This window comes from Thalassobaculum fulvum (genome assembly GCF_014652915.1).
GTDB classification, from domain to species: domain Bacteria; phylum Pseudomonadota; class Alphaproteobacteria; order Thalassobaculales; family Thalassobaculaceae; genus Thalassobaculum_A; species Thalassobaculum_A fulvum.
This window is the reverse complement of sequence record NZ_BMZS01000008.1, coordinates 26,322-49,386: the sequence shown is the minus strand read 5'-3', so window position 1 is coordinate 49,386 and position 23,065 is coordinate 26,322. Positions and strand designations below refer to the sequence as shown.

Below are 23,065 nucleotides of genomic sequence, written 5' to 3'. Positions count from 1 at the left end.
CGGCGCGGCTACATCACCAGCTTCTTGAGGGCACCCCAGTCCCAGCCCACCACCGCCGACTTGTGCAGCCCTTGCGGCAGCTGGGTGTGGGCGGTCGAGCCGGCGATCAGCAGGCCGGCGACATGCAGGTTGGCGTGCTTGGCATACCGGACCTCCTCGACGACGTTGCGGCTGGTCGACGCCATCGGCGTGACCAGAACCAGGGCTACCTGGGCCCGACGCATGGTCTCGACCATGACCAGCTCGCGGTGCGCCGCGTCCAGGTCCTGGCGCTTGGAGGCGCCGGTCACCTGCACCGGCCAGTTCTGCTCCGAGAGCTCGCGCAGGAAGTCGCGGGCCACCAGGCGGCCGCGTTCCAGGTCGAAGATCAGATGCAGCCGGCGGACGGTGGCGGGGGCGGAATCGGTCATGAAAACTTCATCGTGCATTAAGATCCGGGTAGGAGTTGTGGGCGAGGCTTGCGCCCGAGGTCAAGGTCTGCGGGTGGGGCTCGCGTGACGAAGGACAAGGACGCGACCGTCGTCCGCCTGGACGATGCACGGTCCGGCGCGTTCGCGTCGCTCGAGAGCTTTCTGGCCGCCGTCGATTCCGCGACCGCCTACGCGTTCCAGCCGATCGTCCATGTCGACACCGGCATCGCCCATGGCTACGAGGCGCTGCTGCGCGGGGTCGACCGGCTCGGCCTGACCCCGATCGGGGCGCTGTTCGACCTCGCCCATCACCGCGGCTGGCTCGGCCCGCTGGAGCGCCTGCTGCAGGGCAAGGCGATCGACGCGTTCGCCGAAATCCCGTCCGACACCGCCCGGCTGTTCCTGAACGTCGACGCCCGCCGGGTGGCGGCGGCCGAAGCGGTGGCCGAGGAGATCGCCGAGCGCCTCGACGCCCGCGGCATCGCCCGCGACCGGTTCTGCCTGGAGATCCCGGAGACCCAGGACCTGGCGACCGGCGACGGCGCGCTCGGGGTGTTCCGGCGCCTGAAAGAGGCCGGCGGGCACCTGGCGCTCGACGATTTCGGGCAGGGCTATTCCCGGCTGCGTCTGCTGCACGAGCACCAGCCGGACTACGTGAAGATCGACCGCTACTTCATCTCCGGGGTCTCGGCGGAGCCGAAGAAGCGGCTGTTCCTGTCGCGCATCCTCGACGTCATGCACGTGTTCGGCATCCGCATGGTCGCTGAGGGCGTGGAGACCGAGGCCGAGTTCCGGACCTGCAAGGACCTCGGCTTCGACCTGGCGCAGGGCTTCCTGATCCAGCACCCGACCACCGACCGCTCGGCCCTGCGCACCGTCTATCCGGTGGTCGAACGCATCGTGCAGACCGAGCGCCGCAACCGCTCCGGCGACGTCGGGCTGGTGCGCGAGCAGATCGACCGGCTGCCGCCGCTGTTCGCCGACATCGACATGGTCGAGGTGTTCGAGGCGTTCCGGCGGCATGGCGAGCTGACGCTGTTCCCGGTGGTCGATCGCGACGGGGTGCCGCTGGGGGTGATCCGCGAGGTCGACCTGAAGACCTACGTCTACTCGCCGTTCGGCCGCGACCTGATGGCCAACAAGACCTACGGCAAGCAGCTCCGCGACCTGGTCCGGCCGTGCCCGGTGGCGGCGGTCGAGACCCCGGTCGAGAAGATCCTGGAGCTGTTCGCCCACCACGCCGAGACCCCCGGCGTGCTGATGGTCGAGCAGGGGCGCTATGCCGGCTTCATGGGCTCGATCGCGATCCTGCGGGCGGTCCACGAGAAGAACCTGGCGGCGGCCCGCGACCAGAACCCGCTGACCCGGCTACCGGGCAACCTGTCGATCGGCGACTGGGTGGCCGAGGCGCTGGCCGACACCGGTACCGGCCGCGTCCTGGCGTATTTCGACTTCGACAACTTCAAGCCGTTCAACGACTCCTACGGCTTCCGCCAGGGCGACCGGGCGATCCAGCTGTTCGCCGAGCTGATGCAGAAGGCGTTCGGCGGTGGCGACACCTTCCTCGGCCATGTCGGCGGCGACGACTTCTTCGCCGGGTTCACCGGGCCCGCCGCGGCCGACGTCCAGGCCGAGGTGGGCGCGTTGCTCGACCGGTTCCGCCACGAGGTCGAGAGCTTCTACGAGCCGGAGGCGCGGCGGCGCGGCTTCCTCGAGGCGACCGGACGCGACGGGCTGGCCCGCCGCTTCGGTCTGCTGACCTGCAGCGCCGGCCTGCTGGTGCTGCCGGCCGGCCGCCCGGCGGTCGCGGTCGACCGGGCGATGGCCGAGATCGCCCGGCTCAAGAAGACCGCCAAGGCGGGCGGGCGCCGGCTGGCGGTGTCGGAGCTGGCGGGGTAGGGGCCCCGAGCCGTCACCCCGAGCCGTCACCCCGGGCCGTCACCCCGGGCCGTCGGCGGCTTGCTCGGCGGAGCCCGGCTCAGGGCGTCGGCCGGCCGTGGGTCGTGCGACCGGCGCCCGCCTGGGGGCCGCCCCTGCGCATATAGGCCTTGGCGACGAGATTCGCCGAGACCGGCGCGGTGAGGAACAGGAACAACGTGATCAGCAGTTCGTGGATCGACAGCGTGCCCTCGGCCAGCAGGAAGTAGAGCATCGAGGCGATCAGCACGCCGCCGATGCCGAGCGTCGTCGACTTCGTCGGCCCGTGCAGGCGCTGCATCGTGTCGGGCAGCCTGGCCAGCGCGTAGGAGCCGACCAGCAGAAAGATCCCGCCGGCCACGAGCAGGGCGCTGACCGCCAGTTCGGCAACCAGATTCATCTCAGCGGGGGTCATCGCCTCACTCCATGACGTTGCCGCGCATGAGGTACTTGCAGAACGCCACGGTGGTCAGAAACCCGACCATGGCGAACAGCATCGCCGCCTCGAAGTACAGCGGCGTCGACCAGAGAATGCCTGCCAGGACGATCATCGCGATGGCGTTGATCGCCAGCGTGTCGAGCGCCAGGATCCGGTCGACCGCGGCGGGCCCGAGGACAAGGCGCCAGAGGGTGAGCATGGTGGCGGCGGCGGCCGCCGCCAGAGCGAATGCCAGGGCGTATCCGATCATCTGAAGATGCTCCGCAGGCGGCGCTCGTACCGCTCCTTGATGGTGGCGACTACCTCGTCCGGGTCCGGCGCGTGCAGGCAGTGCACCTTCAGCGTGTGACCGTCCGGGTCGTAGTCGGCGGTCAGGGTGCCCGGCGTCATGGTGATGGTGCCGGCCAGCACGGTGATGGCCTCCGGCGAATCCAGGTCGAGGGCGATGGTGACGAAGCGGGAGCGCAGCGTCTCCGGCCGCCGGAACAGCACCAGCCGCGCCACCTGGACATTGGACACGACGATGTCCCACAGCACGATCAGCGTATACTCGACGATCATCCGCGGGTTCCGCACGCGGGGCCGGCCGGGCCAGTAGACGCTGGTGAACTTGGGGATCGCCACGCCGACGATCGCGGCGAGCACGATCGCCCCGGGCGTGGGCTCGTTGGCCAGCAGGATCCAGACGGTCGCTATGGCGGCACTCAGCAGCGGATGCGGGAACAGCGCGGCGGTCACGTCACGACTCCGGAGGGAACGCGGCGGGGGCTACCGCGCGGATATAGAGCTGGCGGTCGAGAAGCTCGGCGGCGGTCGCGTCGGTGGCCTCCAGCACCGGGCCGCCGAAAGCGCTGAGGACGGCGGTGCCGGCGAGCAGCAGTGCGACCACCAGGCCGGCCCGCCGTGGCGCCGGTCGCATCGCTTCGGGCCGTCCGCCGGCAGACCGCAATGCCATGGTCCCGGCCTTCCAGAACACCGTGCTGCCGGCGCGGGCGAAGCCGACGAGCAGCAGCAGGCTGGCAGCCAGGATGACGGTCCAGGCCAGCACCGCATTCTCGCTGCCGCGCAGGCCGTCGAGGATCGCCACCTTGCCGACGAAACCGGACAGCGGCGGCATGCCGACCATCGCCATGCCGCACAGGAAGAATAGGCCCCCCAGCATCAGCGCCTGCGGCACCGGCACCTCGGGCAGCAGGCGGTCGGCGACCGGACCGCGGCCAGCGGCCACCAGGTCGACGAGCAGGAACAGGGCGGCGCCGATCAGGCAGCTGTGCAGCAGGTAGTACAGCGCGGCGGAGATCTGTGCCGCACCGAGCCCGGCCGCCGCCAGCAGCAGCGTCCCCATCGACGCGACCGTCGAGTAGGACGCGAGCTGCAGCATGCTGCGGCTGCCGAACACCCCGACGGCCCCGAGGGCGAGCGTGACCGCCGCCGCCGGTACCAGAAGCTCCTGCAAGGTTCCGGAGATGCCCGCGGCGTCGTCGGCGAATACCAGGGTGTGCATGCGGATGATGGCGTATGCGCCGACCTTGGTCAGCACCGCGAACAGCGCCACCGCCGGCGCCGAGCCCGCCGAATACGCGCTCGGCAGCCACCAGTGGAACGGCACCAGGGCGCACTTCACCGCGAAGACGATGAACAGCAGCAGCGCGGCGACTCGCAGCAGCGCGTGGTCGGCGGCCGGCAGCGCCGCCACCCGGACCGCGAGGTCGGCCATGTTGAGGGTGCCGGTGACGCCGTACAGCAGGCCCACCGCGAACAGAAAGATGGTCGACGCGATCAGGTTGACCGCGGCGTACTGGAAGCCGCTCTTGAGGCGCCAGGCACCGCCGCCGTGCAGCACCAGGCCGTAGGAGGCGATCAGCAGGACCTCGAAGAACACGAACAGGTTGAAGACGTCACCGGTCAGGAACGCACCGTTGATCCCGAGCAGCTGGAAGTGGAAGAGCGTATGGAAGTGCGCGCCGCGACGATCCCATCCGATGATCGCGTAGAGGACGGCGGCGAGGCCGATGGCGGCGGCGGCCAGCAGCATGAGGGCGGACAGCCGGTCGAGCACCACCACGATGCCGAACGGCGCCGGCCAGTCGCCGACGGCATAGGCCTGCGGCCCGTTCTGCGCCATGCCCCAGAGCACGACGCAGATCGCCGACAGCGCCACCACCGAAGCGACCGAGACCGCGCGCCGCGCCTGCATCCAGCCGCGCGGCACGAACAGCAGGGCGACGGCCGTCATGGCCGGCAGCACCACCGGCGCGATGATCCAGTGGTTCACCATGCGTCCCTCCGCGCCTGCGGATCGAGCGGGTGGTGGCCGAGGTTCTGCGGCCCGAAGTCGCGCACCATGTCGGACTGCCGGATGGCGACATCGTCGGTTCCGGTGTCGAGGTAGCCGCGCAGGGCCAGGACCACCACGAGGGCGGTCATGCCGAAGGAGATGACGATCGCGGTCAGGACCAGTGCCTGCGGCAGCGGGTCGGTGTAGGCCGCGACGCCGTCGCCGAGGATCGGCGGGCGGTCGAGCGTGAGCCGGCCCATGGCGAACAGGAACAGGTTGACGCCGTAGGACAGCAGCGTCAGGCCGACGATCACCGGCAACGTGCGCCGCCGCAGCAGCAGGTAGACCCCCGCGCCGGTAAGAATGCCGATCCCGGAGGCGACGAGCGACTCCATCAGACGTGCTCCTCCTGCTCGATCCGGACCCGGCTTGCGGGGCTCGGCTTGGGTTCGTCGGCCGGGGTGCGGGCGTCAGCCGGCTTCTGGTCGCCAATGCTCTCGACGGCGGCGATCGTGGCGAGCGCCAGCAGCACCGTCCCGACGACCACCAGGAACACGCCGAGATCGAAGAGGATGACCGATGCGAGTTCGACGTCGCCGATCAGCGGGATGTCGATGTGCCCGTGCGTGCTGGTCAGGAAGGGATAGCCGAAGGCCCAGGAACCGATCCCGGTCAGTCCGGCCAGCAGCACCCCGGCCCCGATCATGCGTTGCGGGTCGAAGCGGAAGCGTTCGTCGGCCCAGGAATACCCGCTGGCGATGTACTGCATGATGAAGGCGATGCCGACCATGATGCCGGCGATGAAGCCGCCGCCCGGCAGGTTGTGGCCACGCAGGAAGATGTAGACCCCGGCCGTCAGGGCCAACGGCAGGAGCAGCCGGGTGGTGACGACCAGCATGATCGGATGGGCGTCACCGGTCCGGAAGGCGGGCGCGCGCGCCGCCCGGCCCGCCGCCTGGCGTGCCCGGGCGCTCAACTCCAGCAGCGCGAAGATCACCAGGGCCGCGATGCCGAGCACGATGATCTCCCCGAACGTGTCGTAGCCGCGGAAGTCGACCAGGATGACGTTGACGACGTTGGTCCCGCCGCCCCCCGGCTTGGCCTGCGCGATGTGGTAGCCGGAGATCGGCAGGTAGTCGCGCGTCAGCACCGCGAAGGCGAGCAGCCCGGCCCCCAGGCCGGATGCCCCGGCGAGGGCCGCCTGCGCGAAGCGCAGAGGCCTGGCCGTCTCGCGCGGCGACGTCTTCGGCAGCAGGTTCAGGGCCAGCAGCATCAGGATCGTCGCCACCACCTCCACGGAGATCTGGGTCAGCGCCAGGTCCGGGGCCGAGAAATGCAGGAAGGCGAGCGAGACCATGAGGCCGACGACGGCGGTGACCAGGAGCAGCAGCAGCCGGTCCTGGTGGCGGAGCACGGCGATGACGCAGGCGACCGCGAGGGCCCCCCAGCCGACGACCGCGGGAAGGCTGGCCTCGAGGGTGGCGCGCGTGCCGGGCGCGTGCGAGCCCGTGACGAAGCCGAACGTGCCGATGCCGACGGTGGCGAGCACAATGACCAGGGCGTAGCGGGTCAGATCCTCGGTGTGCAGCGCGCGCACCACAGCGTGCGCGGCCGCCGCGCCGCCGCGCACGGCAGCCTCGTACATCGCCTTTGCATCGGGCCGCGGCAGCGCGTCGCGGATGCGCTCGATCGGTGCGAAGACCAGCAGCATGGCGAGGCCGCCGGCCATCGCCGCCAGGCTCATTCCGAGGGCCGGGGTGAGCCCGTGCCAGAGCGCCAGCTGGAACTCCGGCAGGGCGCTCCCGACCACCGCCGCGGCCACCACCTCCACCAGCGGCTGCGCCAACCCCGGCAGCAGTCCGATGGCGATGACCGGCGCCACCAGCACGGCGACCGGCGCCCACATGCCGGCGGGCGGGTCATGGGGGTGCGATCCGGTCGGATGGGTCTCTTTGCCGAAGAACACGACCGCGGCGAGCCGGGCCGAGTAGGCGACGGAGAACAGGGCGCCGGCGGTGGCCAGCAGCGGGAACAGCCAGGGCTGGCCGGCATAGGTGGCGTGCCACGCCGACTCCAGCATCATCTCCTTGGAGACGAAGCCGTTCAGCAGCGGCACCCCGGCCATCGCCGCCGTGGCGGTGAGCGCCAGAGCGGCGGTGATCGGCATTGCGCGCCGCAGGCCGCCGAGCCGCGCCATGCTGCGGGTGCCGGTCTCGTGATCGACGATGCCGGCGCTCATGAACAGGGCGGCCTTGAACAGGGCGTGGTTGAGGATGTGGAGCACGGCGGCCACGGCGGCCATCTTGGTGCCGAGGCCGAGCAGCATGGTGATCAGCCCGAGATGGCTGACCGTCGAGTACGCCAGAACGGCCTTGAGGTCGTCCTTGAAGATCGCGATCCAGGCGCCGATGACCATGGTGGCGAGGCCGATCGGGGCGACCGTCAGGAACCACGCCTCGGTCGCGCCGAACACCGGCCAGAGCCGGGCCAGCAGGAAGATCCCGGCCTTCACCATGGTCGCGGAATGCAGGTAGGCGGAAACCGGTGTCGGCGCCGCCATGGCGTGCGGCAGCCAGAAGTGGAACGGGAACTGCGCCGACTTGGTGAACGCGCCGAGCAGGATCAGCGCCAGGGTCGGGCCGAACAGCGGCGAGGCCTGCACGACCTCGGCGCGCCGGATGATCGTGCTGAGCTCGTAGCTGCCGGCGATGTCGCCGAGCAGCAGGGCACCGGCGAACAGGGCGAGGCCGCCCCCGCCGGTGATCGCGAGCGCCATCCGCGCGCCTTGCCGGGACTCCGCGAGGTGGCTCCAGTAGCCGATCAGCAGGAACGACGACAGGCTCGTCAGTTCCCAGAACACCAGCATCAGGATGATGTTGTCGCTCAGCACGATGCCGAGCATCGCGCCCTGGAACAGCAGCAGGGAGGCGAAGAACCGGCCGGGCGGGTCGGCCGGAGCGAGGTAGTACCGTGCGTAGACGATGACCAGCAGGCCCATCGCCAGGATCAACCCGGCGAAGAACAGGCCGAGGCCGTCGACAAAGAACGAGAAGGCGAGCCCGAGCCCGGGGATCCAGGGCAGATGCAAAGCGACGGGCTCGCCGCGCAGCACCGCCGGTGCCAGCGACAGCAGCACCGCCAGGGCGGAAAGGCTGACCGCCGCGGCAACGGCCGCGCAGCCTGCCCGGCCCAGTCGGCCGGCGAGCGCCGGGGCAATCGCCCCGAGCGTCGGGATCAACACGACCAGTGGCACATACATGCGTTTTGCTGCTCGCCCTGTGGAAATCCACACTCACCCGGGCACCCCGACCCTGCACCGCTGCCGGCCGCCGGCGCGGTCTCGGATCTATTGGAGTGCCGAGATCAGAAAGATGGCGCCCAGTACGAGGGCCGCCGGGAATGTCCAGTTTCGTTCCAGTCGATCGATGAGCGTAAGAACAACAGGGGATTCCTCGTCAGCCTGTCTGTCTTGGTCCGCAACGCCGGCACCAGTCCCGGCCGATCTGTCCCGATACCGGGGGGCATCTGACGCGTATCTCGCTTGATCCACCATTCCAGATCATCCGCCGGTCATGTCGTGACGACCGCCTGGCTTGCGATCAACCTTCAAAGTCAGTTCGAAGACGGTGGCGGACAAGCTGTGGCGGCCACCCACGTAGACGGGCCTCGGTGGGGAAACGACGGGGCTACCCCCTCCGTAGAAACCCGATAGTGAATTACCTTCGGGATCGTCCGATATGCGGGGGGAACGAGTTGCTGAAGTGGGACCGGGATTTCGTGCGAATGGCCATCGCCTGGCCGCTGTGGATCGCGGCGTACGTGGCGCTCGACTATGTCAGCTTCATCGACTCCTATCGCGGGCTGGCGATCACGCCCTGGAACCCGTCGGCCGGACTGGCGGTCGCCCTGGTGATGCTGCGCGGGCTCCCGAGCGCACCGGTCGTCCTGGTGGCTCCGGTGCTGGCCGGGATCCTGGTGCGCGGCGGCATGGTGCCGGCCTCGGTGCATCTCGTGGAGGGGGTGCTGTTCGGCGGCAGCTACCTGGTCGTGGGGCTCCTGGCGCGGCGCAGCGTGGCGTTCGACAGCCGTCTCCTGACGCCGCGTCACACGTTGCTGCTCATGGCGGCGGCGTTCGGCGCCAGCGCGATGGCGGCGTTCAGCTACGACGCGGTGCTGATCCTGGCCGGCATCCTGCAGCCCGCGGAGATCCCCGATGCGTTTCTGCGCTTCTTCGTCGGCGATCTGATCGGCATGCTCATCGTCACCCCGGCGCTGCTCCTGCTGTGGCACAGGCGGATGCCGGCTCCCGGCTGGGAGATGATCCCGCAGGTCGCGACGATGGTGCTGGCGTTCGGTGCGATCTTCGCGCTGCCGCATGCCCGCGAGTTCCAGCTCTTCTACCTGCTGTTCGTGCCGTTGCTGTGGTTCTCCTTCCGCGGCGGCGTCGCCGGAGCGGCGGCGGCGCTGTGCCTGATCCAGGTCGGCCTGGTGGTTGCGGTCTCCCTGCGCCAGGACGCGCTCGCCGACCTCGTCTCCTTCCAGATGCTGATGGTCTCCCTGGCGGCGACCGGCCTGGTCTTCGGCAGCCTCATCGATCAGCAGCGCGCCGCGTCCCTGCGGCTGCGTCAGCAGCAGGTGGCGCTCGGACGGGCGCTGCGCCTGCGGTCGATGGGCGAGATCGCGACATCGATCGCGCACCAGATCAACCAGCCGATCACCTCGATCAGGACCTACGCCGGCATCGCCCGCGAGGCGCTGCAGGCCGGCAAGGTCGACGACGCCGTCGCGACCGTCGTTCGGATCCGCTCCGAGTGCGACCGCGCGAGCGCCATCATCCGCGCGACCCGGGACGTCGTGCGCCAGGAGGCCGTCCGCCCCCAGCCGGTGCGCGCGGAGGAACTGCTGGAGAACGTGCGCGAGCTGCTGGTCGACCGGCTCGGCAGCGTGCAGTTCGTGGTCGGTGTGGCTCCGGACGTCAGGACCGTGGTGTGCGACCCGGTCCAGGTGGAGCAGGCCCTCTACAACATCCTCGACAACGCCATCGATGCGATCGAGACGACCGGGTCGCCCGGTACCGTTTCCATCGACGTGGCGAGCGACGGGCAGTCCGTCGAGTTCACGGTCACCGATTCCGGTCCGGGATTCGCACCGGAAATGCTTGACTATGGGGTGACCCCCCTGGTCACCACAAAGGCCAAGGGTACCGGCATCGGCCTGTCGATCGCGCGATCCGTGGCGGAAGTGCACGGCGGGTCGCTGTCGATCGCGAGCGATGCCGGAGGAACGACTGTGAAGCTTAGGATCGCCCAAACCGGAACGACGGCAGATGAGCACGGTAGCACTGGTTGACGACGACCCCGGCGTATTGGATGCGGTGGGCCAGCTGCTTGCCAGTAGAGGCTATGCCGTGGAGCGCTATGCCAGCGCGGCCGAGTTCCTGTCGGCGCCGGCGGCTGGCGGATGCGTCGTCAGCGACCTCCGCATGCCCGGGATGAACGGGCTCGCCCTGGTGGCGGCGCTGCAGGAAGCCCACGACCCGCGGCCGGTGATCCTGCTGACCGCGCATGGCGATGTCGAACTGGCGGTCCGCGCACTCAAGCAGGGGGCGTTCGACTTCATCGAGAAGCCCTTCGAGGAGGAGCGCTTGCTCTCCGCCGTCGCCCAGGCCGTCGAGGTCGGACAGGCCACGGTGGTTCGGTTGACCGAGCTTACGGATCTGCGTCAGCGCTACGCGAGCCTCTCGGTTCGTCAGCGTGAGGTGATGTGGCTGGTGGTCGCCGGCTGCGCCAACAAGGAGATATCCGCCCGACTTGGGATCAGCATCCGCACCGTCGAGACCTATCGTGCCTGGGTGTTCGAGAAGATGGGGGCCAAGACCTTGGCCGAACTGGTCCGTCACGGCATCCTTCTGAAGGAGGCGTTGGACACTCAGGAAGAACCCTGAGGAGAGGCCGGAAGGCAAGGGATCCCCGGGGGGCGAGGCCCGGGCCGAAGCCCGGCCTCCCTCTGGGCGCCGGCCTCCCTCTGGGCGACGGTCGCGCGCCCACGCATGGGCCGCAGGGCCGACCGCTCCCGCCGGTGAGGCCAGTTCGTTCCGCGCCGCCGCTTGCGCCCCGTCCGACGCACAAATTCCGGTCCCCGCCCGTCGCGTGCTCGGCTAGGCTCGCTTCCGCCAATTGAACGGGAGCCCTCCCGGCCATGCCGAACTTCAAGCAGATCCACAACGCCGAGGACCTCCGTCGGGCGGCGGCGCGCTACCTGCCGAAACCGGTGTTCGACTTCATCGACGGCGGCGCCGAGGACGAGGTCGCACTGCGCAACAATCGCGCGGTGTTCGAGCGGGTGCGGTTCCGGCCGCGCACCATGGCGGACGTATCGAGCCGCAGCCTGGCCACCACCCTGCTAGGCCAGCCCTCGGCCGCGCCGATCGCCATCGCGCCGATGGGCGGGCTGTCGAACTTCGCGCCCGCCGCCGAGCTGGCGATGGCGCGGGCCTGCGCCGCCGCCGGCATCCCGTACTGCCTCAGCACCGCCGCCGGCATCTCGATCGAGGACCTGCGCGCCGCCGTGCCGGACGCCCGGCTGTGGTACCAGCTCTACGTCTTCAAGGACGACCGGGTGAACGAGGGCATCGTGCGGCGCGCCCAGGCGGCGGGCTACGAGGCCCTGATGGTCACCACCGACACCCATGTCGGCCCGAAGCGCGAGCGCGACCGCCGCAATGGCTTCACGCTGACCCTGGAGCGCACGCCGCGCAACGTCGCCCGGGTGCTGGCCCGGCCGCGCTGGGTGTGGGACGTGCTGATTCGCGCCGGGCTGCCGAGCATGCCGAACCTGACGCCCTACGCCCCGGAGGTCGTCGACAGCCTGTCGGCCACCAAATACTTCATCGAGAACCGCCGCTACGCCTTCGACTACGACCACCTGCGGGCGGTGCGGAAACTCTGGAACGGCAAGCTGCTGGTCAAAGGGGTGCTGCGCCCGGACGAGGCGGTGCGGATCATGGAGTGCGGCGGCGACGGGGTCGTGCTGTCGAACCACGGTGGGCGCAACCTGGAGAGTTCGGCGGCGCCGCTGGAGATGCTGCCCGAGGTTGTCGACGCGGTCGGCAGGAAAATGCACGTGCTGATCGACAGCGGCTTCCGGCGCGGCACCGACGTGGTCAAGGCGCTGGCGCTCGGCGCCGAGGGCGTGCTGATGGGCCGGCCCGCGGCGTTCGCGGCCGCCGCCGGCGGCGAGGCCGGGGTGGCGCACCTGATCGGGCTGATGAAGGACGAGATCGACCGCACCCTCGGCTATCTCGGCTGCACCGCGATCGACCAGATCGAGCGCGACCACGTGCTGATCGACCACGGCTTCCCGGGCCGCAACGCGCCGGGGCTCTAGGTCGCACTCAGCGCCGCTCGGCGAAGAAGTCCCTGAGCAGCGCCCCGGCCTGGGTCTCCTCGACGCCGCCGACGACCTCGGGCCGGTGGTGGCAGGTCGGCTGCTCGAACACCCGGGATCCGTGCTCGACGCCGCCGCCCTTGGGGTCGTAGGCGCCGAACACCAGCCGGCGGATGCGGGCGTGGGCGATCGCCTGGGCGCACATCGCGCACGGCTCGAGCGTGACGTACAGGTCGCAGTCGACCAGCCGCGGCGCGCCGATCGCGCGCGCCGCCGCCCGGATCGCCAGCATCTCGGCATGGGCGGTCGGGTCGCGGTCGGTCTCGACCCGGTTGCCGGCCTCGGCCAGCACCCGGCCGGTCGGGGCGTGCACCACAACCGCGCCGACCGGCACCTCGCCGGCCTCGGCCGCCTTGCGCGCCGCCGCCAGCGCCCGCGCCATGTAACCCGATCCAGCCATGGCGCGGGCATACGCCGTCGCACGGCGATTGTCACGCCGGGCGGCGCGCGGTACATCGCATCGCCATGGCCCCTCGATCCAAAGCGCCCCGCCGCACGCCCACCGACCTCGCTCCGCTGTTCGAGGAGAGCCGCGGCCCCGAGCGCATCGCCAAGCGCCTGGCACGGGCCGGCCTGTGCTCGCGCCGCGACGCCGAGCGCTGGGTCGCCGACGGCCGGGTCAAGGTCGACGGCACGGTGCTGACCTCGCCGGCGGTCAACGTCGACGACGCCAGCGTCATCCTGGTCGACGACAAGCCGTTGCCGGTCATCGAGCCGCCGCGGCTGTGGCGCTACCACAAGCCGGCCGGGCTGGTGACCAGCAACCGCGACCCCGAGGGCCGGCCGACGGTGTTCGAGAGGCTGCCGAAGGACCTGCCGCGGGTGGTTACGGTCGGCCGCCTCGACCTGGATTCCGAGGGCCTGCTGCTGCTGACCAACGACGGCGCGCTGGCCCGTTATCTGGAACTGCCGGCGACCGGCTGGGTGCGCCGCTACCGGGTCCGGGTGTTCGGCCCGCTCGACGAGGCAAGGCTGGCGAACCTCAGGAAGGGCGTCACGGTCGACGGCGTCGAGTACGGGCCGATCGAGGTGACCATCGACAAGGCGTCGCGCACCAACTCCTGGCTGACCGTCGGCCTGCGCGAGGGCAAGAACCGCGAGATCCGCCGGGTCATGGAGCACCTCGGGCTCACCGTCAGCCGGCTGATCCGGATCACCTACGGCCCGTTCCAGCTCGGCGATATCGAGCCGGGCGGGGTCGAGGAGGTCAAGCGCCGGGTGCTGAAGGACCAGCTCGGCCTCGAGAAGGGCGACGACAGCGGCTACGCCAGGGCCAAGCCGAAGCGCACCGGCACGCCGCCGCCGTCGCGCAAGCCGGCTCCCCGGTCCGGGGCAAAGCAGCCGACCAGGGCCGGTGGCGACCAGCCGACCCGGCCCGGAACCCTGCGGTTGAAGCCGAAGTCCGCCGGCGGGGATGCTCCCGGCCCACGCAGCAAGGGGGGGAGTGCCGGTGCGGATCGTCGCCGGAAAGCACCGCGGGGCTAAGCTCACCGCGCCGGAAGGGCTGGAGGTCCGCCCGACGTCGGAGCGGGCGCGCGAGGCGCTGTTCAACATCCTGGAGGGCGGCCGGTTCGGTCTGACCCTGCGCGGGGCGCGGGTGCTCGACCTGTTCGCCGGCTCCGGCGCGCTCGGCCTGGAGGCGCTGTCGCGCGGCGCCGCCCAGGTGGTGTTCGTGGAGAACGCGCCGACGGCGCTGGCCGCCCTGCGCGCCAACATCGCCAAGCTGCGGGCCGCCGGCCTCACCCACATCCGCGAGACCGACGCCACCCGGTTCCTGGAGCGCAGCCCGATGCCGGCCGACCTGGTGCTGATGGACCCGCCCTACGGCTCCGGCCTGTGGGCCGAGTCGCTCGACACCATCACCCGCGGCGGCTGGGTCGGACCGGAGACGGTGGTCGCGGTCGAGGTCGGCAAGAAGGAGAAGGTGGCGGCCCCGACCGGCTACGCCCTGGTCGACGACCGCCGCTACGGCGCCGCCCGGCTGATCCTGCTGCAGAAGGCGCCGGCCGAGGGCTGACCGTTCTATCCGGTCAGCGCCCTTCCATGTCGGCGTGCGCCTTCTCGAACTCCCAGACCTGCTGGAAGCCCATGGCCTTGGAGAATTCCATGAAGTCGGCCAGCGGCGCGGTCACGCCGGTCGAGGCGCCGGTCTGCTTGAGCGTGCCGTAGACCGAGTCGAGGGCGGCGCCCATGGCCAGGAACCCGACCGCCGGGAAGATCGCGATCTGGTAACCCAGCGCGACGTACTCCTCGGCGCTCAGCACCGGGGTCTTGCCGCCCTCGACCACGTTGACCAGCAGCGGCAGGTCGAAGCTGCGGCCGATCTTCTCCATCTCCTCGACGGTCTCGGGCGACTCCACGAACAGGATGTCGGCGCCTGCCTCGGCGAACGCCTCGGCCCGGCGCAGCGCTTCGTCCAGGCCGTGGGCGGTGCGGGCGTCGGTGCGGGCGACGATCAGGAAGTCGCGGCTGTCGCGGGCCTCGGCGGCGACCCTGATCTTGGCGGCGGCCTGCTCGATCGGGATCACCCGGCGGCCGGGCGTGTGGCCGCATTTCTTCGGGAACTCCTGGTCCTCGAGCTGGATCGCGGCGGCGCCGGCGGCCTCGTAGCCGCGGACCGTGTGCTCGACGTTCAGCAGCCCGCCATAGCCGGTGTCGCCGTCCGCGAACAGCGGCGTGGTGGCGAGTCCGGCGAAGGTGCGGACCCGCTCGACCATGTCGCGGTACGAGGCCAGCCCGGCGTCCGGCAGCCCGAGATGCGAGGCGACGGTGCCGTAGCCGGTCATGTACAGGCACTCGAACCCCATGCGGTCGGCCAGCCGCAGCGAGATGCCGTCGAACACGCCGGGCGCGGTCAGCAGCTTGCCGGGACGCAGCTTGTCACGCAGGGATGCCATGGGGTTCCTCCGGGTCGGGGTCGTTGTCCGGCCGGAGAGTGGCACAGCCCGTAGCCATCTGTCGCCAGGGCAGCGTGGGTCCCGGATCGCCGCTGACGCGCCGTCCGGGATGAGGGAGGGTGAATAACCTCCCCACCTCACCTCATCCCGGCCGAACCCTCGACCAGATCGAGGGGAAGAGCCGGGACCTATCGGGTACACCCTGGAGAGTCGCCCTGGCCCTGCCTTATGACGTGCATGCCCGAACCGATCCGACCCTGCGTGTACATCCTCGCGTCTCGACCCCGGGGTACGCTCTACGTCGGAGTCACTCGCGACCTCTTCCGTCGGATGCACATGCACCGGACGCAGCCGTCGGGCTTCTGCGCCCGCTACAGTGTGACCAGGCTGGTGTGGTTCGGCCCGTATGCTGGGATGGCGGAAGCGATCGAGCAGGAGAAACGCCTGAAGCGCTGGCGTCGGCAGTGGAAGATCGAACTGATCGAAGCGGCAAACCCGGAGTGGATTGACCTCTACCCCGGGCTGAATCACGCAACGGACGCTGCTGGGTCCCGGCTCTGCGCTTCGCTACGGCCGGGATGAGGAAGGACAATATGTCCCCACCCCAACTCCCTCATCCCGGACGACCCTCGACTTGATCGAGGGGAGATCCGGGACCCAGGCCGCAGCCGCGAAGGATCAGAAATCCGTGCAGCGGCCCTTGTGCTCCCAGTCGCCGAAGCGGGTCGGCTCGGGGCCGGCGTAGCCGCCGCGCTCGGGCGGCAGGTCGGCGGCGGCGGCGCGCGGGTCCAGGCGTGGCGGGACCGCGAGCGGCTTCGGGGCGGTCGCCGGCGACGCCGTGTCGGCCTTCGACTGCGGGGTGCGGACGTCGCGGAACGGGCTGCGCGGCTGGCTCATGACCACAGCATATAGGCCGGCCGCGCGCCTGCCGCCAGTCCTTGAACGCGGCCGCGTCGCGGGCCATTTCTGCGAGGTTCCCGGGATTCCTCGGACAACGGAGACATGAACACTTTCCGCACGGGATTGCTGCTGGCGGCGCTGGTCGCGCTGTTCGGCGTCGCCGGTTACGCGATGGGCGGCGAGGGCGGCATGCTGATCGCGCTGGCGATCGCCGTCGCCATGAACTTCTTCGCCTACTGGAACGCCGACTCGATCGTGCTGCGGATGTACGGCGCGCGCGAGATCGGGCGCGGCGACCTGCCGTGGTTCCACGACATGATAGCCCAGCTGGCGCAGCGCGCCGAGCTGCCGATGCCGCGGGTCTACCTGATCGACCAGGACCAGCCGAACGCCTTCGCCACCGGCCGCAACCCGGAGAACGCCGCGGTTGCCGCTACCACCGGCCTGCTGCGCCGGCTGAGCCCGGAGGAGGTCGCCGGGGTCATGGCCCACGAGCTGGCGCACGTGAAGAACCGCGACACCCTGATCATGACGATCACCGCGACCATCGCCGGTGCAATGTCGATGCTGGCCAACCTAGCGATGTTCTCGGCGATGTTCGGCGGCTCGAACGACAGGAACAACCCGCTCGGCGGCATCGGCCTGCTGCTGATGGCGATCATCGCGCCGCTGGCCGCCACGGTCGTGCAGCTGGCGATCAGCCGGACCCGCGAGTACGGGGCCGACGCGCTCGGCGCGCAGATCTGCGGCCGGCCGTTGTGGCTGGCCTCGGCGCTGGAGCGGCTGGAAACCGCGGCGCACCGGATCGACAACGACGCCGCCGAGGCCAACCCGGCGACCGCGCACCTGTTCATCGTCAACCCGCTGCACGCGCGCTCGGTCGACTCGCTGTTCTCCACCCACCCGCCGATGCGCGAGCGCATCGCGCGGCTGCGCGCGATGGCCGGCGAGCCGGATTCGCGGCGCGGTCCCTGGGGTTAACGAGAGGGCTTGAGGACCGGGCCGGCGCGTGGTCAAACGGCGCCATTATGGCCGATACCCGCACCGCCCCCGAAGCCAAGGTCTCCGCGTCGCGCAGCGTCGCGTTCGACCTGTTGCGCGGCGTCCTCGCCAAGCGCACCCCCCTGGACGAGGCGCTGGCCGCCCATGACGGGCTGGCCAAGCTGCCCGACCGCGACCGCGGGTTCGCCCGGCTGCTGGTCGCCACGACCTTGCGTCGCCTCGGCCATGTCGACCGGCTGATCGACAAGTGCCTGGACAAGCCGCTGCCGACCAAGGCCGCGGTGGTCCGCGACATCCTGCGGCTGGCCGCCACCGAGCTGCTGGTGCTGGGCGTGGCGCCGCACGCCGCGGTCGACAGCGCGGTCACCCTTGTGCGATCGCGCGGTTTCGAGCCGTTCGTGAAGCTGACCAACGCCGTGCTGCGCCGGCTCGACCGCGAAGGCCGCGGCGAGATCATCAGCATGCCCGCGCTCGCCGCGCTGCCGGACTGGCTGGCCGACGGCTGGCGGGCGGCCTATGGCGAGGCGACGGCCGAGGCGATGGCGGCGGCCGGCTTCGTCGAGCCGCCGCTCGACATCTCGGTAAAGGCGGATCCTGAGGGCTGGGCCGGCAAGCTCGGCGCGACGGTGCTGCCGACCGGCACCCTGCGGCGCGGCTTCGACGGCCGGGTCGAGGCGCTTGCCGGGTTCTCTGAAGGGGCATGGTGGGTGCAGGACATGGCGGCGGCGCTGCCGGCCCGGCTGTTCGGCCCGGTCGCCGGCCGGCGCATCGTCGACCTGTGCGCGGCGCCCGGCGGCAAGACGGCGCAGCTCGTGGCGGCCGGCGCGCAGGTGCTGGCGGTCGACCGCTCGAAGCCGCGCCTGCAGCGCCTGGAGCGCAACCTCGGCCGACTCGGACTGAGCGCCGCCACCCGGGTCGCCGACGCCGCCGAGATGAGCCTGGAGAACCCGGCCGAGGCGATCCTGCTGGACGCCCCGTGCTCGGCCACCGGCACGATCCGCCGGCATCCCGACGTGCCGTGGCTGAAGCACCCGGAGGACCCGGCAAAGCTCGCCGTCCTGCAGGACCGGCTGATCGCCAACGCCGTGCGCCTGCTCGCCCCGGGCGGGACCCTGATGTTCTGCACCTGCTCGCTGGAGCCGGTCGAGGGGCCGGAGCGGGTGGCGGCGGCGCTGGCGTCGATTCCGGGGCTGCGGCGCGAGCCGATTCGGCCGGAGGAGGTCGGCGGGCTGGCCGAGCTGATCAGCGCCGACGGCGATCTGCGCAGCCGGCCCGACCAGCTCGCGAACCTCGGCGGGATCGACGGGTTCTACGCCTGCCGCCTCGTCCGAACCTGAGGCTGGGATCGCCGCCGCTTGAAGCCGTCCGAGCAACCTGATAACGACCGGTCCATGTCCCGCGACATCCTGATTGCTCCGTCGATCCTGTCCGCCGATTTCGCGCGGCTGGGCGAGGAAGTCCGTGCCGTCGACGCCGCCGGCGCCGACTGGATCCACATCGACGTCATGGACGGGCACTTCGTCCCGAACCTGACGATCGGCCCGGCGGTGGTGCAGGCCCTGCGCCCGCATACCGAACGCACCTTCGACGTGCACCTGATGATCGCCCCGGTCGACCCGTTCGTGGCGGCATTCGTCGAGGCCGGGGCCGAAGTGGTGACCGTGCATCCGGAGGCCGGGCCGCACGTCCACCGCACCTTGCAGCTCATCCGGTCGCTCGGCGCCAAGGCCGGCGTGGCCCTGAACCCCGGGACCCCGGTGGAGGCGCTCGACAACCTGATGGACATGGTCGACCTGATCCTGGTGATGACGGTCAACCCGGGCTTCGGCGGCCAGGCCTTCATCGAGAGCCAGCTCGCCAAGATCGCCGCCGCCCGGGCCCGCATCGACGCCACCGGGCGCGACATCCGCCTGCAGGTCGACGGCGGCGTCAGCGTCGAGACCGCACCGCGGGTGGCGGCGGCCGGCGCGGACGTGCTGGTGGCCGGCACCGCGACCTTCCGCGGCGGCCCGTCGGCTTACGCCGACAACATCGCCCGACTCAAGGCAGCGGCCCGGCAGAAGGCACCGGCATGACCGGAGACGGCGGTATCGGCCGGCGGCTCCGCGAGGCCTGGTACGCGTCTCCCCTGCACGCCTGGCGGATCAGTGGCGAGGCGCCCCAGGGGCTGGCGGTCGCTCTCACCGACCCGTGGCCGGGCGACGCCGATTCCGGCCGCGAGATCCTGGAGGGCGCGTTCCCGGTCGCCGGACAGCTGGTTCACGTCGGCGCCGACCCCTGGCGCAACGACGGCCTGACCGACGGGGCCACCGAGATCCTGCACCGCTTCGAGTGGCTGCGCGACCTGCGCGACCTCGGCGGCGACGCCGCCCGCCGCAAGGCCCGCGACCTGGTCGGCGGCTGGATCGAGAGCTTCGACCGCTGGGACCGGCTGGCCTGGCGGGCGGATGTGCTGGCCGCGCGCCTGGCGGCCTGGGTCGCGACCTTCGGTTTCTTCGCCGAGTCCGCCGAGGAGGGCTTCCGGGACGCCGTGCTCGCCAGCCTGGCCCGCCAGCACCGCCACCTGCTGGGCGCGCTGTCGAGCGGGCCGACCGGGATCGCCCGCATCGAGGCGCTGCGCGGGGCGATCGTCACCAGCGTGGCGCTCGGCCAGGACGGCGACCGGCTGCAGTCCCTGCTGGACCGGCTGGAAGCCGCCCTGCGCGACCAGGTGCTGGCCGACGGCGGCCACCGGGCGCGCTCGCCGCGGGCCCAGATGGCGGTGCTGGCGTGCCTGGTGGACTCGCGGGCGGCGCTGCGGGCGGCCGGGCGGGAATCCACCGGCGGGCTCGACGACGCGATCGGCCGGATGACCGGCGTGCTGCGGATGCTGCGGCACGGCGACGGCGGGCTGGCGCTGTTCAACGGCGCAACCGAGGGCGCGGTGTGGCGGATCGACTCGCTGCTGGCGCGCACCGAGTCGAAGGTGCGGGCGGTGGCGTCGGCGTCGGACACCGGGTTCGAGCGGCTGTCGGCCGGGCGGGCGGTGGCGATCATGGACACCGGGGTACCGACCGAGAGCGAAGGCCTGGTGCATGCCGGCACGCTGTCCTTCGAGCTGTCGGTCGGCAAGGAGCGCCTGATCGTCAACTGCGGGGCGGCGCCGGCCGATCCGCGCTGGGAGGGCGCGCTGCGGGCGACGGCGGCGCACTCCACCCTGATCATCGACGACACCAACTCGACCGAGATCGACGCCCGCGGTGCGATCGGCCGCTGCCCGAGCCGGGTCCGGGTCGAGCGCTGGGAAGCCGACGGCGCCGTCTGGGTCGAGGCCGAGCACGACGGCTATGCCGAGAGCCACGGCGTCTCGCACCGGCGGCGGCTGTACATGGCGGCCGGCGGCGACGATCTGCGCGGCGAGGACGTGCTGACCTATTCCGGCGGACCGGGCGTGCGGCCGTCCGAGGCGGTCATCCGCTTCCACCTGCACCCGCGGGTCGCAGCCTCGGTGGTCCAGAACGGTGGGGCGGCGCTGCTGCGGACCGCGTCGGGCGCCGGCTGGCGGCTGCGCTCGGCCGGCGGGGCCCTGCAGTTGCACGAAAGCGTCTATTTCGGCGACCGCGGGATCCTGCAGCGCTGCCGGCAGCTGGTGCTGACCGTGCCGGCCGGCGCGGTCCGCGACGACGGCACGCTCACCATCAAGTGGGCGTTGCGGCGCGAGGACCGGCGGGCCGCGTAGCGTGCGCCGGCGCTGATCCCTATCTACCGTCCGGCCACTTCGGTATAAGCGCGATCATGGTCGACCTACCCGCCCTCGCGGCGCCAGCCCTGGCGTTCCTGCTCGCCTGTCTCGGGACCCGCGTGCTGGTCGGCGTGCTGACCCGGCGGGCGATCCTCGACCGGCCGAACGAGCGCTCCAGCCACAGCGTGCCGGTGCCGCGCGGCGGCGGCCTGGCGGTGGTCGCGGCGATCGCCGCCGGCTGGATCTGGCTGCTGGCGGTCGACGGGGCGGGCCACGGGGCGGGCGACGCCGATCCGGGAGCCGATCTCTGGCGCCGGCTGGTGCCGTTGGCGGCGGCCCTGGCGCTCGGCGCGATCTCGTTCGTCGACGACCTGCGCAGCCTCGGCGCCGGGGTCCGGCTCGGCGTGCAGGCCCTGGCGGTCGCGGCCGGGTTGTGGGCGCTCGACGGCCGTGGCGCGCTGGCGGCGGTGGCGCCGGCCTGGATCGATCTGCCGCTGACCGCGCTCGGCTGGTTGTGGTTCGTCAACCTGTACAACTTCATGGACGGCATCGACGGCATCACCGGCACCGAGACGGTGTCGATCGGGGTCGGGCTGGTCGGGCTGGCGCTGCTCGGCATCGCGCCGGCTAGCGTCGCGCCGGTGGCGGCGCTGCTGGTGGCCGCCGCCCTCGGCTTCCTGGTGTGGAACTGGCACCCGGCGCGGATTTTCCTCGGCGACGTCGGCAGCGTGCCGCTCGGCTATCTGCTCGGCTTCCTGCTGGTCGGTCTGGCCGGCACCGGGATCGTCGGGCTGGCCGCCGCCCTGCTGCTGCCGCTGGTCTACGTGGTCGACGCCACCCTGACCCTCGGCCGGCGCGTCGCCCGCGGCGAGAACCCGGCGCAGGCGCACCGCGAGCACGTCTACCAGCGCGCGGTGATCGGCGGCGCCAGCCATTCGGCGGTGTGCCTGCGGATCGCGGTCGCGAACGCCGCCCTGGTTGCGCTCGCCTGGCTCGCCGCTCCGCGGGAGCCGGTGATCGCGCTGGCCGCCGGCGCGGTGGTGGTGGCCCTGCTGTTCGTGGTGCTGCGGCCGGCCCCGGCGCCCCGCAGGGTGAAACGGGCATGAAGGTCCTGGTGACCGGCGCCAACGGCTATGTCGGGCGGGCCGCCCGGCTGGCGCTGGAGAGTGCCGGCCACCGGGTGGTGGCGGCGGTCCGGTCGCTCGACCGGCTGCCGACGCATCGCCGGGCCGGCGCGCTGGCGGTCGGGGAGGTCGACGCCGGGACCGGCTGGGACGCCGCGCTCGATGGCGTGGAAGCGGTACTGCACACGGTGTCGCCGCCGTTGAGCGAGGGCGACGAGGCGTCCCGGCGGGCCGAGGCCAGGCGGGTGATCGTCGAGGGCACCGGCCGGCTGATCGACCGGGCGCGGACCGCCGGCGTGCGCCGGTTCGTCTACGTCAGTTCGCTGAAGGCGATGGGCGAGGAGTCCGGCGCCCGGCCGCTGACCGAGGCCGACGAACCGCACCCCAACGACGCCTATGCCGAGGCCAAGCTGGCGGCCGAGCGTCTGGTGCTCGCCGACGCGCCAGGACCGATCGTGGTGCGCAGCCCGGCGGTCTACGGCCGGGCCAGCGGCGGCAACGTCCGGCAGATGATCGAGTTCCTGCGGCGTGCCCCGGCGGTGCTGCCGCTCGGGTATTCGGGCAACCGGCGGTCGTTCATCCACCGCGACAACCTGGTGTCGGCGCTGGTCCGCTGCGTCGAGGCGCCGGACGACGTTGCCGGGACTTTCCTGGTGTCCGATGGCGAGGCGGTCTCGACGGCCGAGCTGGTCCGGCGCGTGCTGCGGGCGCTGGAGCGCCGGGCCCTGGTGCTGCCGGTGCCGCGGGCGGTGCTGTCGGCCCTGGTCTCGGCCCGGCTCGGCCCGGAGGCGGCGCGCCGGCTGGTGCAGTCCTACGCGGTCGACGACCGGGCGATCCGCGCCGCCCTCGGCTGGGCGCCCCCGCTTGATCCGGAGCGGGCGATGGCAGACGCCGTGGCCGAGGGGCCGGACCCATGCCTGTGAGCGAGATG

23 protein-coding genes are annotated in these 23,065 nt (G+C 71.6%); 13 read left to right on the top strand and 10 right to left on the bottom strand.

Going from position 1 to position 23,065, the window contains the following annotated elements; translation table 11 throughout:
- Positions 1-8 precede the first annotated feature (8 nt).
- The gene (locus IE246_RS16760; protein WP_189991731.1) at positions 9-410 is read right to left on the bottom strand and encodes a hypothetical protein; all 402 of its coding nucleotides are present in this window, start codon (positions 408-410) and stop codon (positions 9-11) included.
- Positions 411-494: 84 nt separating this feature from the next.
- Between IE246_RS16760 and IE246_RS16755 the strand changes: the two genes are divergently transcribed.
- Positions 495-2,309 (top strand): bifunctional diguanylate cyclase/phosphodiesterase, encoded by a 1,815-nt coding sequence (locus tag IE246_RS16755; RefSeq protein ID WP_189991729.1) that lies wholly within the window; start codon positions 495-497, stop codon positions 2,307-2,309.
- 79 nt (positions 2,310-2,388) lie between these two features.
- On the opposite strand, the gene IE246_RS16750 is transcribed toward IE246_RS16755, so the two are convergent.
- Genes IE246_RS16750 through IE246_RS16725 form a run of 6 tightly spaced genes read right to left on the bottom strand, consistent with a single transcriptional unit; the run spans position 2,389 to position 8,303 of the window.
- Complete coding sequence (locus IE246_RS16750) at positions 2,389-2,742, bottom strand: Na+/H+ antiporter subunit G (RefSeq protein WP_229837298.1); 354 nt, start codon at positions 2,740-2,742, stop codon at positions 2,389-2,391.
- 4 nt (positions 2,743-2,746) lie between these two features.
- On the bottom strand, positions 2,747-3,016 hold the full coding sequence (locus IE246_RS16745) for a K+/H+ antiporter subunit F (protein ID WP_189991727.1): 270 nt from the start codon (positions 3,014-3,016) through the stop codon (positions 2,747-2,749).
- On the bottom strand, positions 3,013-3,504 hold the full coding sequence (locus IE246_RS16740) for a Na+/H+ antiporter subunit E (RefSeq protein WP_189991725.1): 492 nt from the start codon (positions 3,502-3,504) through the stop codon (positions 3,013-3,015). The genes IE246_RS16745 and IE246_RS16740 overlap by 4 nt, the downstream gene beginning before the upstream one ends.
- Position 3,505: 1 nt before the next feature.
- Positions 3,506-5,044, bottom strand: a complete 1,539-nt coding sequence (locus IE246_RS16735; RefSeq protein ID WP_229837296.1) for a monovalent cation/H+ antiporter subunit D — start codon at positions 5,042-5,044, stop codon at positions 3,506-3,508.
- On the bottom strand, positions 5,038-5,439 hold the full coding sequence (locus IE246_RS16730; protein WP_189991723.1) for a Na+/H+ antiporter subunit C: 402 nt from the start codon (positions 5,437-5,439) through the stop codon (positions 5,038-5,040). The genes IE246_RS16735 and IE246_RS16730 overlap by 7 nt, the downstream gene beginning before the upstream one ends.
- Positions 5,439-8,303, bottom strand: a complete 2,865-nt coding sequence (locus IE246_RS16725) for a monovalent cation/H+ antiporter subunit A (RefSeq protein ID WP_189991721.1) — start codon at positions 8,301-8,303, stop codon at positions 5,439-5,441. The genes IE246_RS16730 and IE246_RS16725 overlap by 1 nt, the downstream gene beginning before the upstream one ends.
- A 524-nt stretch (positions 8,304-8,827) precedes the next feature.
- Here IE246_RS16725 and IE246_RS16720 point away from each other — a divergent pair.
- The 3 genes from IE246_RS16720 (at position 8,828) to IE246_RS16710 (ending at position 12,430) form a co-directional block, all read left to right on the top strand.
- Entirely contained in the window at positions 8,828-10,393 is a 1,566-nt protein-coding gene (locus tag IE246_RS16720) for an ATP-binding protein (RefSeq protein WP_189991719.1), read from the top strand.
- On the top strand, positions 10,371-10,988 hold the full coding sequence (locus IE246_RS16715) for a response regulator transcription factor (protein ID WP_189991717.1): 618 nt from the start codon (positions 10,371-10,373) through the stop codon (positions 10,986-10,988). The genes IE246_RS16720 and IE246_RS16715 overlap by 23 nt, the downstream gene beginning before the upstream one ends.
- Before the next feature lie 254 nt (positions 10,989-11,242).
- Positions 11,243-12,430, top strand: coding sequence for an alpha-hydroxy acid oxidase (locus tag IE246_RS16710; protein WP_189991715.1), 1,188 nt, complete (start codon positions 11,243-11,245; stop codon positions 12,428-12,430).
- Positions 12,431-12,437: 7 nt separating this feature from the next.
- Here IE246_RS16710 and IE246_RS16705 read toward each other — a convergent pair whose 3' ends face one another.
- Entirely contained in the window at positions 12,438-12,890 is a 453-nt protein-coding gene (locus IE246_RS16705) for a nucleoside deaminase (protein ID WP_229837293.1), read from the bottom strand.
- A gap of 65 nt (positions 12,891-12,955) precedes the next feature.
- On the opposite strand from IE246_RS16705, the gene IE246_RS16700 reads away from it, so the two are divergent.
- Together IE246_RS16700 and rsmD are read left to right on the top strand one after the other, a co-directional pair.
- Positions 12,956-13,975, top strand: a complete 1,020-nt coding sequence (locus tag IE246_RS16700; RefSeq protein WP_189991713.1) for a pseudouridine synthase — start codon at positions 12,956-12,958, stop codon at positions 13,973-13,975.
- Entirely contained in the window at positions 13,941-14,507 is a 567-nt protein-coding gene (rsmD, locus tag IE246_RS16695) for a 16S rRNA (guanine(966)-N(2))-methyltransferase RsmD (protein WP_189991711.1), read from the top strand. The genes IE246_RS16700 and rsmD overlap by 35 nt, the downstream gene beginning before the upstream one ends.
- A gap of 13 nt (positions 14,508-14,520) precedes the next feature.
- On the opposite strand, the gene IE246_RS16690 is transcribed toward rsmD, so the two are convergent.
- The gene (locus IE246_RS16690) at positions 14,521-15,387 is read right to left on the bottom strand and encodes an isocitrate lyase/PEP mutase family protein (protein ID WP_189991709.1); all 867 of its coding nucleotides are present in this window, start codon (positions 15,385-15,387) and stop codon (positions 14,521-14,523) included.
- 228 nt (positions 15,388-15,615) lie between these two features.
- On the opposite strand from IE246_RS16690, the gene IE246_RS28150 reads away from it, so the two are divergent.
- Positions 15,616-15,969 carry a GIY-YIG nuclease family protein gene (locus IE246_RS28150; RefSeq protein ID WP_308434495.1) on the top strand — a complete coding sequence of 118 codons (354 nt, stop codon included), beginning with the start codon at positions 15,616-15,618 and terminating at the stop codon, positions 15,967-15,969.
- Between the two features lie 96 nt (positions 15,970-16,065).
- Here the strand turns inward: IE246_RS28150 and IE246_RS16680 are convergent, their stop codons facing one another.
- Positions 16,066-16,284, bottom strand: a complete 219-nt coding sequence (locus IE246_RS16680) for a DUF1674 domain-containing protein (protein ID WP_189991705.1) — start codon at positions 16,282-16,284, stop codon at positions 16,066-16,068.
- Between the two features lie 105 nt (positions 16,285-16,389).
- Between IE246_RS16680 and htpX the strand changes: the two genes are divergently transcribed.
- From htpX to IE246_RS16650, 6 genes are read left to right on the top strand one after another with little or no spacing between them, the layout of a single operon-like run.
- Entirely contained in the window at positions 16,390-17,268 is an 879-nt protein-coding gene (htpX, locus tag IE246_RS16675; RefSeq protein WP_189991703.1) for a zinc metalloprotease HtpX, read from the top strand.
- A gap of 47 nt (positions 17,269-17,315) precedes the next feature.
- Complete coding sequence (locus IE246_RS16670; protein ID WP_189991701.1) at positions 17,316-18,626, top strand: RsmB/NOP family class I SAM-dependent RNA methyltransferase; 1,311 nt, start codon at positions 17,316-17,318, stop codon at positions 18,624-18,626.
- A 54-nt stretch (positions 18,627-18,680) separates the two neighbouring features.
- Positions 18,681-19,364, top strand: a complete 684-nt coding sequence (gene rpe / locus IE246_RS16665) for a ribulose-phosphate 3-epimerase (RefSeq protein WP_189991700.1) — start codon at positions 18,681-18,683, stop codon at positions 19,362-19,364.
- Entirely contained in the window at positions 19,361-21,007 is a 1,647-nt protein-coding gene (locus IE246_RS16660; protein WP_189991698.1) for a heparinase II/III family protein, read from the top strand. Before rpe ends, IE246_RS16660 begins: the two co-directional genes overlap by 4 nt.
- A gap of 56 nt (positions 21,008-21,063) precedes the next feature.
- Positions 21,064-22,116: an MraY family glycosyltransferase gene (locus tag IE246_RS16655; protein ID WP_189991696.1), complete on the top strand. Its 1,053-nt coding sequence runs from the start codon at positions 21,064-21,066 to the stop codon at positions 22,114-22,116.
- A complete protein-coding gene (locus tag IE246_RS16650; protein WP_189991694.1) occupies positions 22,113-23,057 on the top strand; it encodes an NAD-dependent epimerase/dehydratase family protein in 945 nt (314 codons plus the stop codon). Before IE246_RS16655 ends, IE246_RS16650 begins: the two co-directional genes overlap by 4 nt.
- Positions 23,058-23,065: the final 8 nt, after the last annotated feature.

What these genes read in the sequence shown, in the direction of transcription:
- IE246_RS16760 (WP_189991731.1), bottom strand. Translation starts at nt 410, where the DNA reads ATGACCGATTCCGCCCCCGCCACCGTCCGCCGGCTGCATCTGATCTTC.
- IE246_RS16750 (WP_229837298.1), bottom strand. Translation starts at nt 2,742, where the DNA reads ATGACCCCCGCTGAGATGAATCTGGTTGCCGAACTGGCGGTCAGCGCC.
- IE246_RS16745 (WP_189991727.1), bottom strand. Translation starts at nt 3,016, where the DNA reads ATGATCGGATACGCCCTGGCATTCGCTCTGGCGGCGGCCGCCGCCGCC.
- IE246_RS16735 (WP_229837296.1), bottom strand. Translation starts at nt 5,044, where the DNA reads ATGGTGAACCACTGGATCATCGCGCCGGTGGTGCTGCCGGCCATGACG.
- IE246_RS16730 (WP_189991723.1), bottom strand. Translation starts at nt 5,439, where the DNA reads ATGGAGTCGCTCGTCGCCTCCGGGATCGGCATTCTTACCGGCGCGGGG.
- IE246_RS16725 (WP_189991721.1), bottom strand. Translation starts at nt 8,303, where the DNA reads ATGTATGTGCCACTGGTCGTGTTGATCCCGACGCTCGGGGCGATTGCC.
- IE246_RS16720 (WP_189991719.1), top strand. Translation starts at nt 8,828, where the DNA reads ATGGCCATCGCCTGGCCGCTGTGGATCGCGGCGTACGTGGCGCTCGAC.
- IE246_RS16715 (WP_189991717.1), top strand. Translation starts at nt 10,371, where the DNA reads ATGAGCACGGTAGCACTGGTTGACGACGACCCCGGCGTATTGGATGCG.
- IE246_RS16710 (WP_189991715.1), top strand. Translation starts at nt 11,243, where the DNA reads ATGCCGAACTTCAAGCAGATCCACAACGCCGAGGACCTCCGTCGGGCG.
- IE246_RS16705 (WP_229837293.1), bottom strand. Translation starts at nt 12,890, where the DNA reads ATGGCTGGATCGGGTTACATGGCGCGGGCGCTGGCGGCGGCGCGCAAG.
- IE246_RS16700 (WP_189991713.1), top strand. Translation starts at nt 12,956, where the DNA reads ATGGCCCCTCGATCCAAAGCGCCCCGCCGCACGCCCACCGACCTCGCT.
- IE246_RS16690 (WP_189991709.1), bottom strand. Translation starts at nt 15,387, where the DNA reads ATGGCATCCCTGCGTGACAAGCTGCGTCCCGGCAAGCTGCTGACCGCG.
- IE246_RS28150 (WP_308434495.1), top strand. Translation starts at nt 15,616, where the DNA reads ATGACGTGCATGCCCGAACCGATCCGACCCTGCGTGTACATCCTCGCG.
- IE246_RS16680 (WP_189991705.1), bottom strand. Translation starts at nt 16,284, where the DNA reads ATGAGCCAGCCGCGCAGCCCGTTCCGCGACGTCCGCACCCCGCAGTCG.
- htpX (WP_189991703.1), top strand. Translation starts at nt 16,390, where the DNA reads ATGAACACTTTCCGCACGGGATTGCTGCTGGCGGCGCTGGTCGCGCTG.
- IE246_RS16670 (WP_189991701.1), top strand. Translation starts at nt 17,316, where the DNA reads ATGGCCGATACCCGCACCGCCCCCGAAGCCAAGGTCTCCGCGTCGCGC.
- rpe (WP_189991700.1), top strand. Translation starts at nt 18,681, where the DNA reads ATGTCCCGCGACATCCTGATTGCTCCGTCGATCCTGTCCGCCGATTTC.
- IE246_RS16660 (WP_189991698.1), top strand. Translation starts at nt 19,361, where the DNA reads ATGACCGGAGACGGCGGTATCGGCCGGCGGCTCCGCGAGGCCTGGTAC.
- IE246_RS16655 (WP_189991696.1), top strand. Translation starts at nt 21,064, where the DNA reads ATGGTCGACCTACCCGCCCTCGCGGCGCCAGCCCTGGCGTTCCTGCTC.
- IE246_RS16650 (WP_189991694.1), top strand. Translation starts at nt 22,113, where the DNA reads ATGAAGGTCCTGGTGACCGGCGCCAACGGCTATGTCGGGCGGGCCGCC.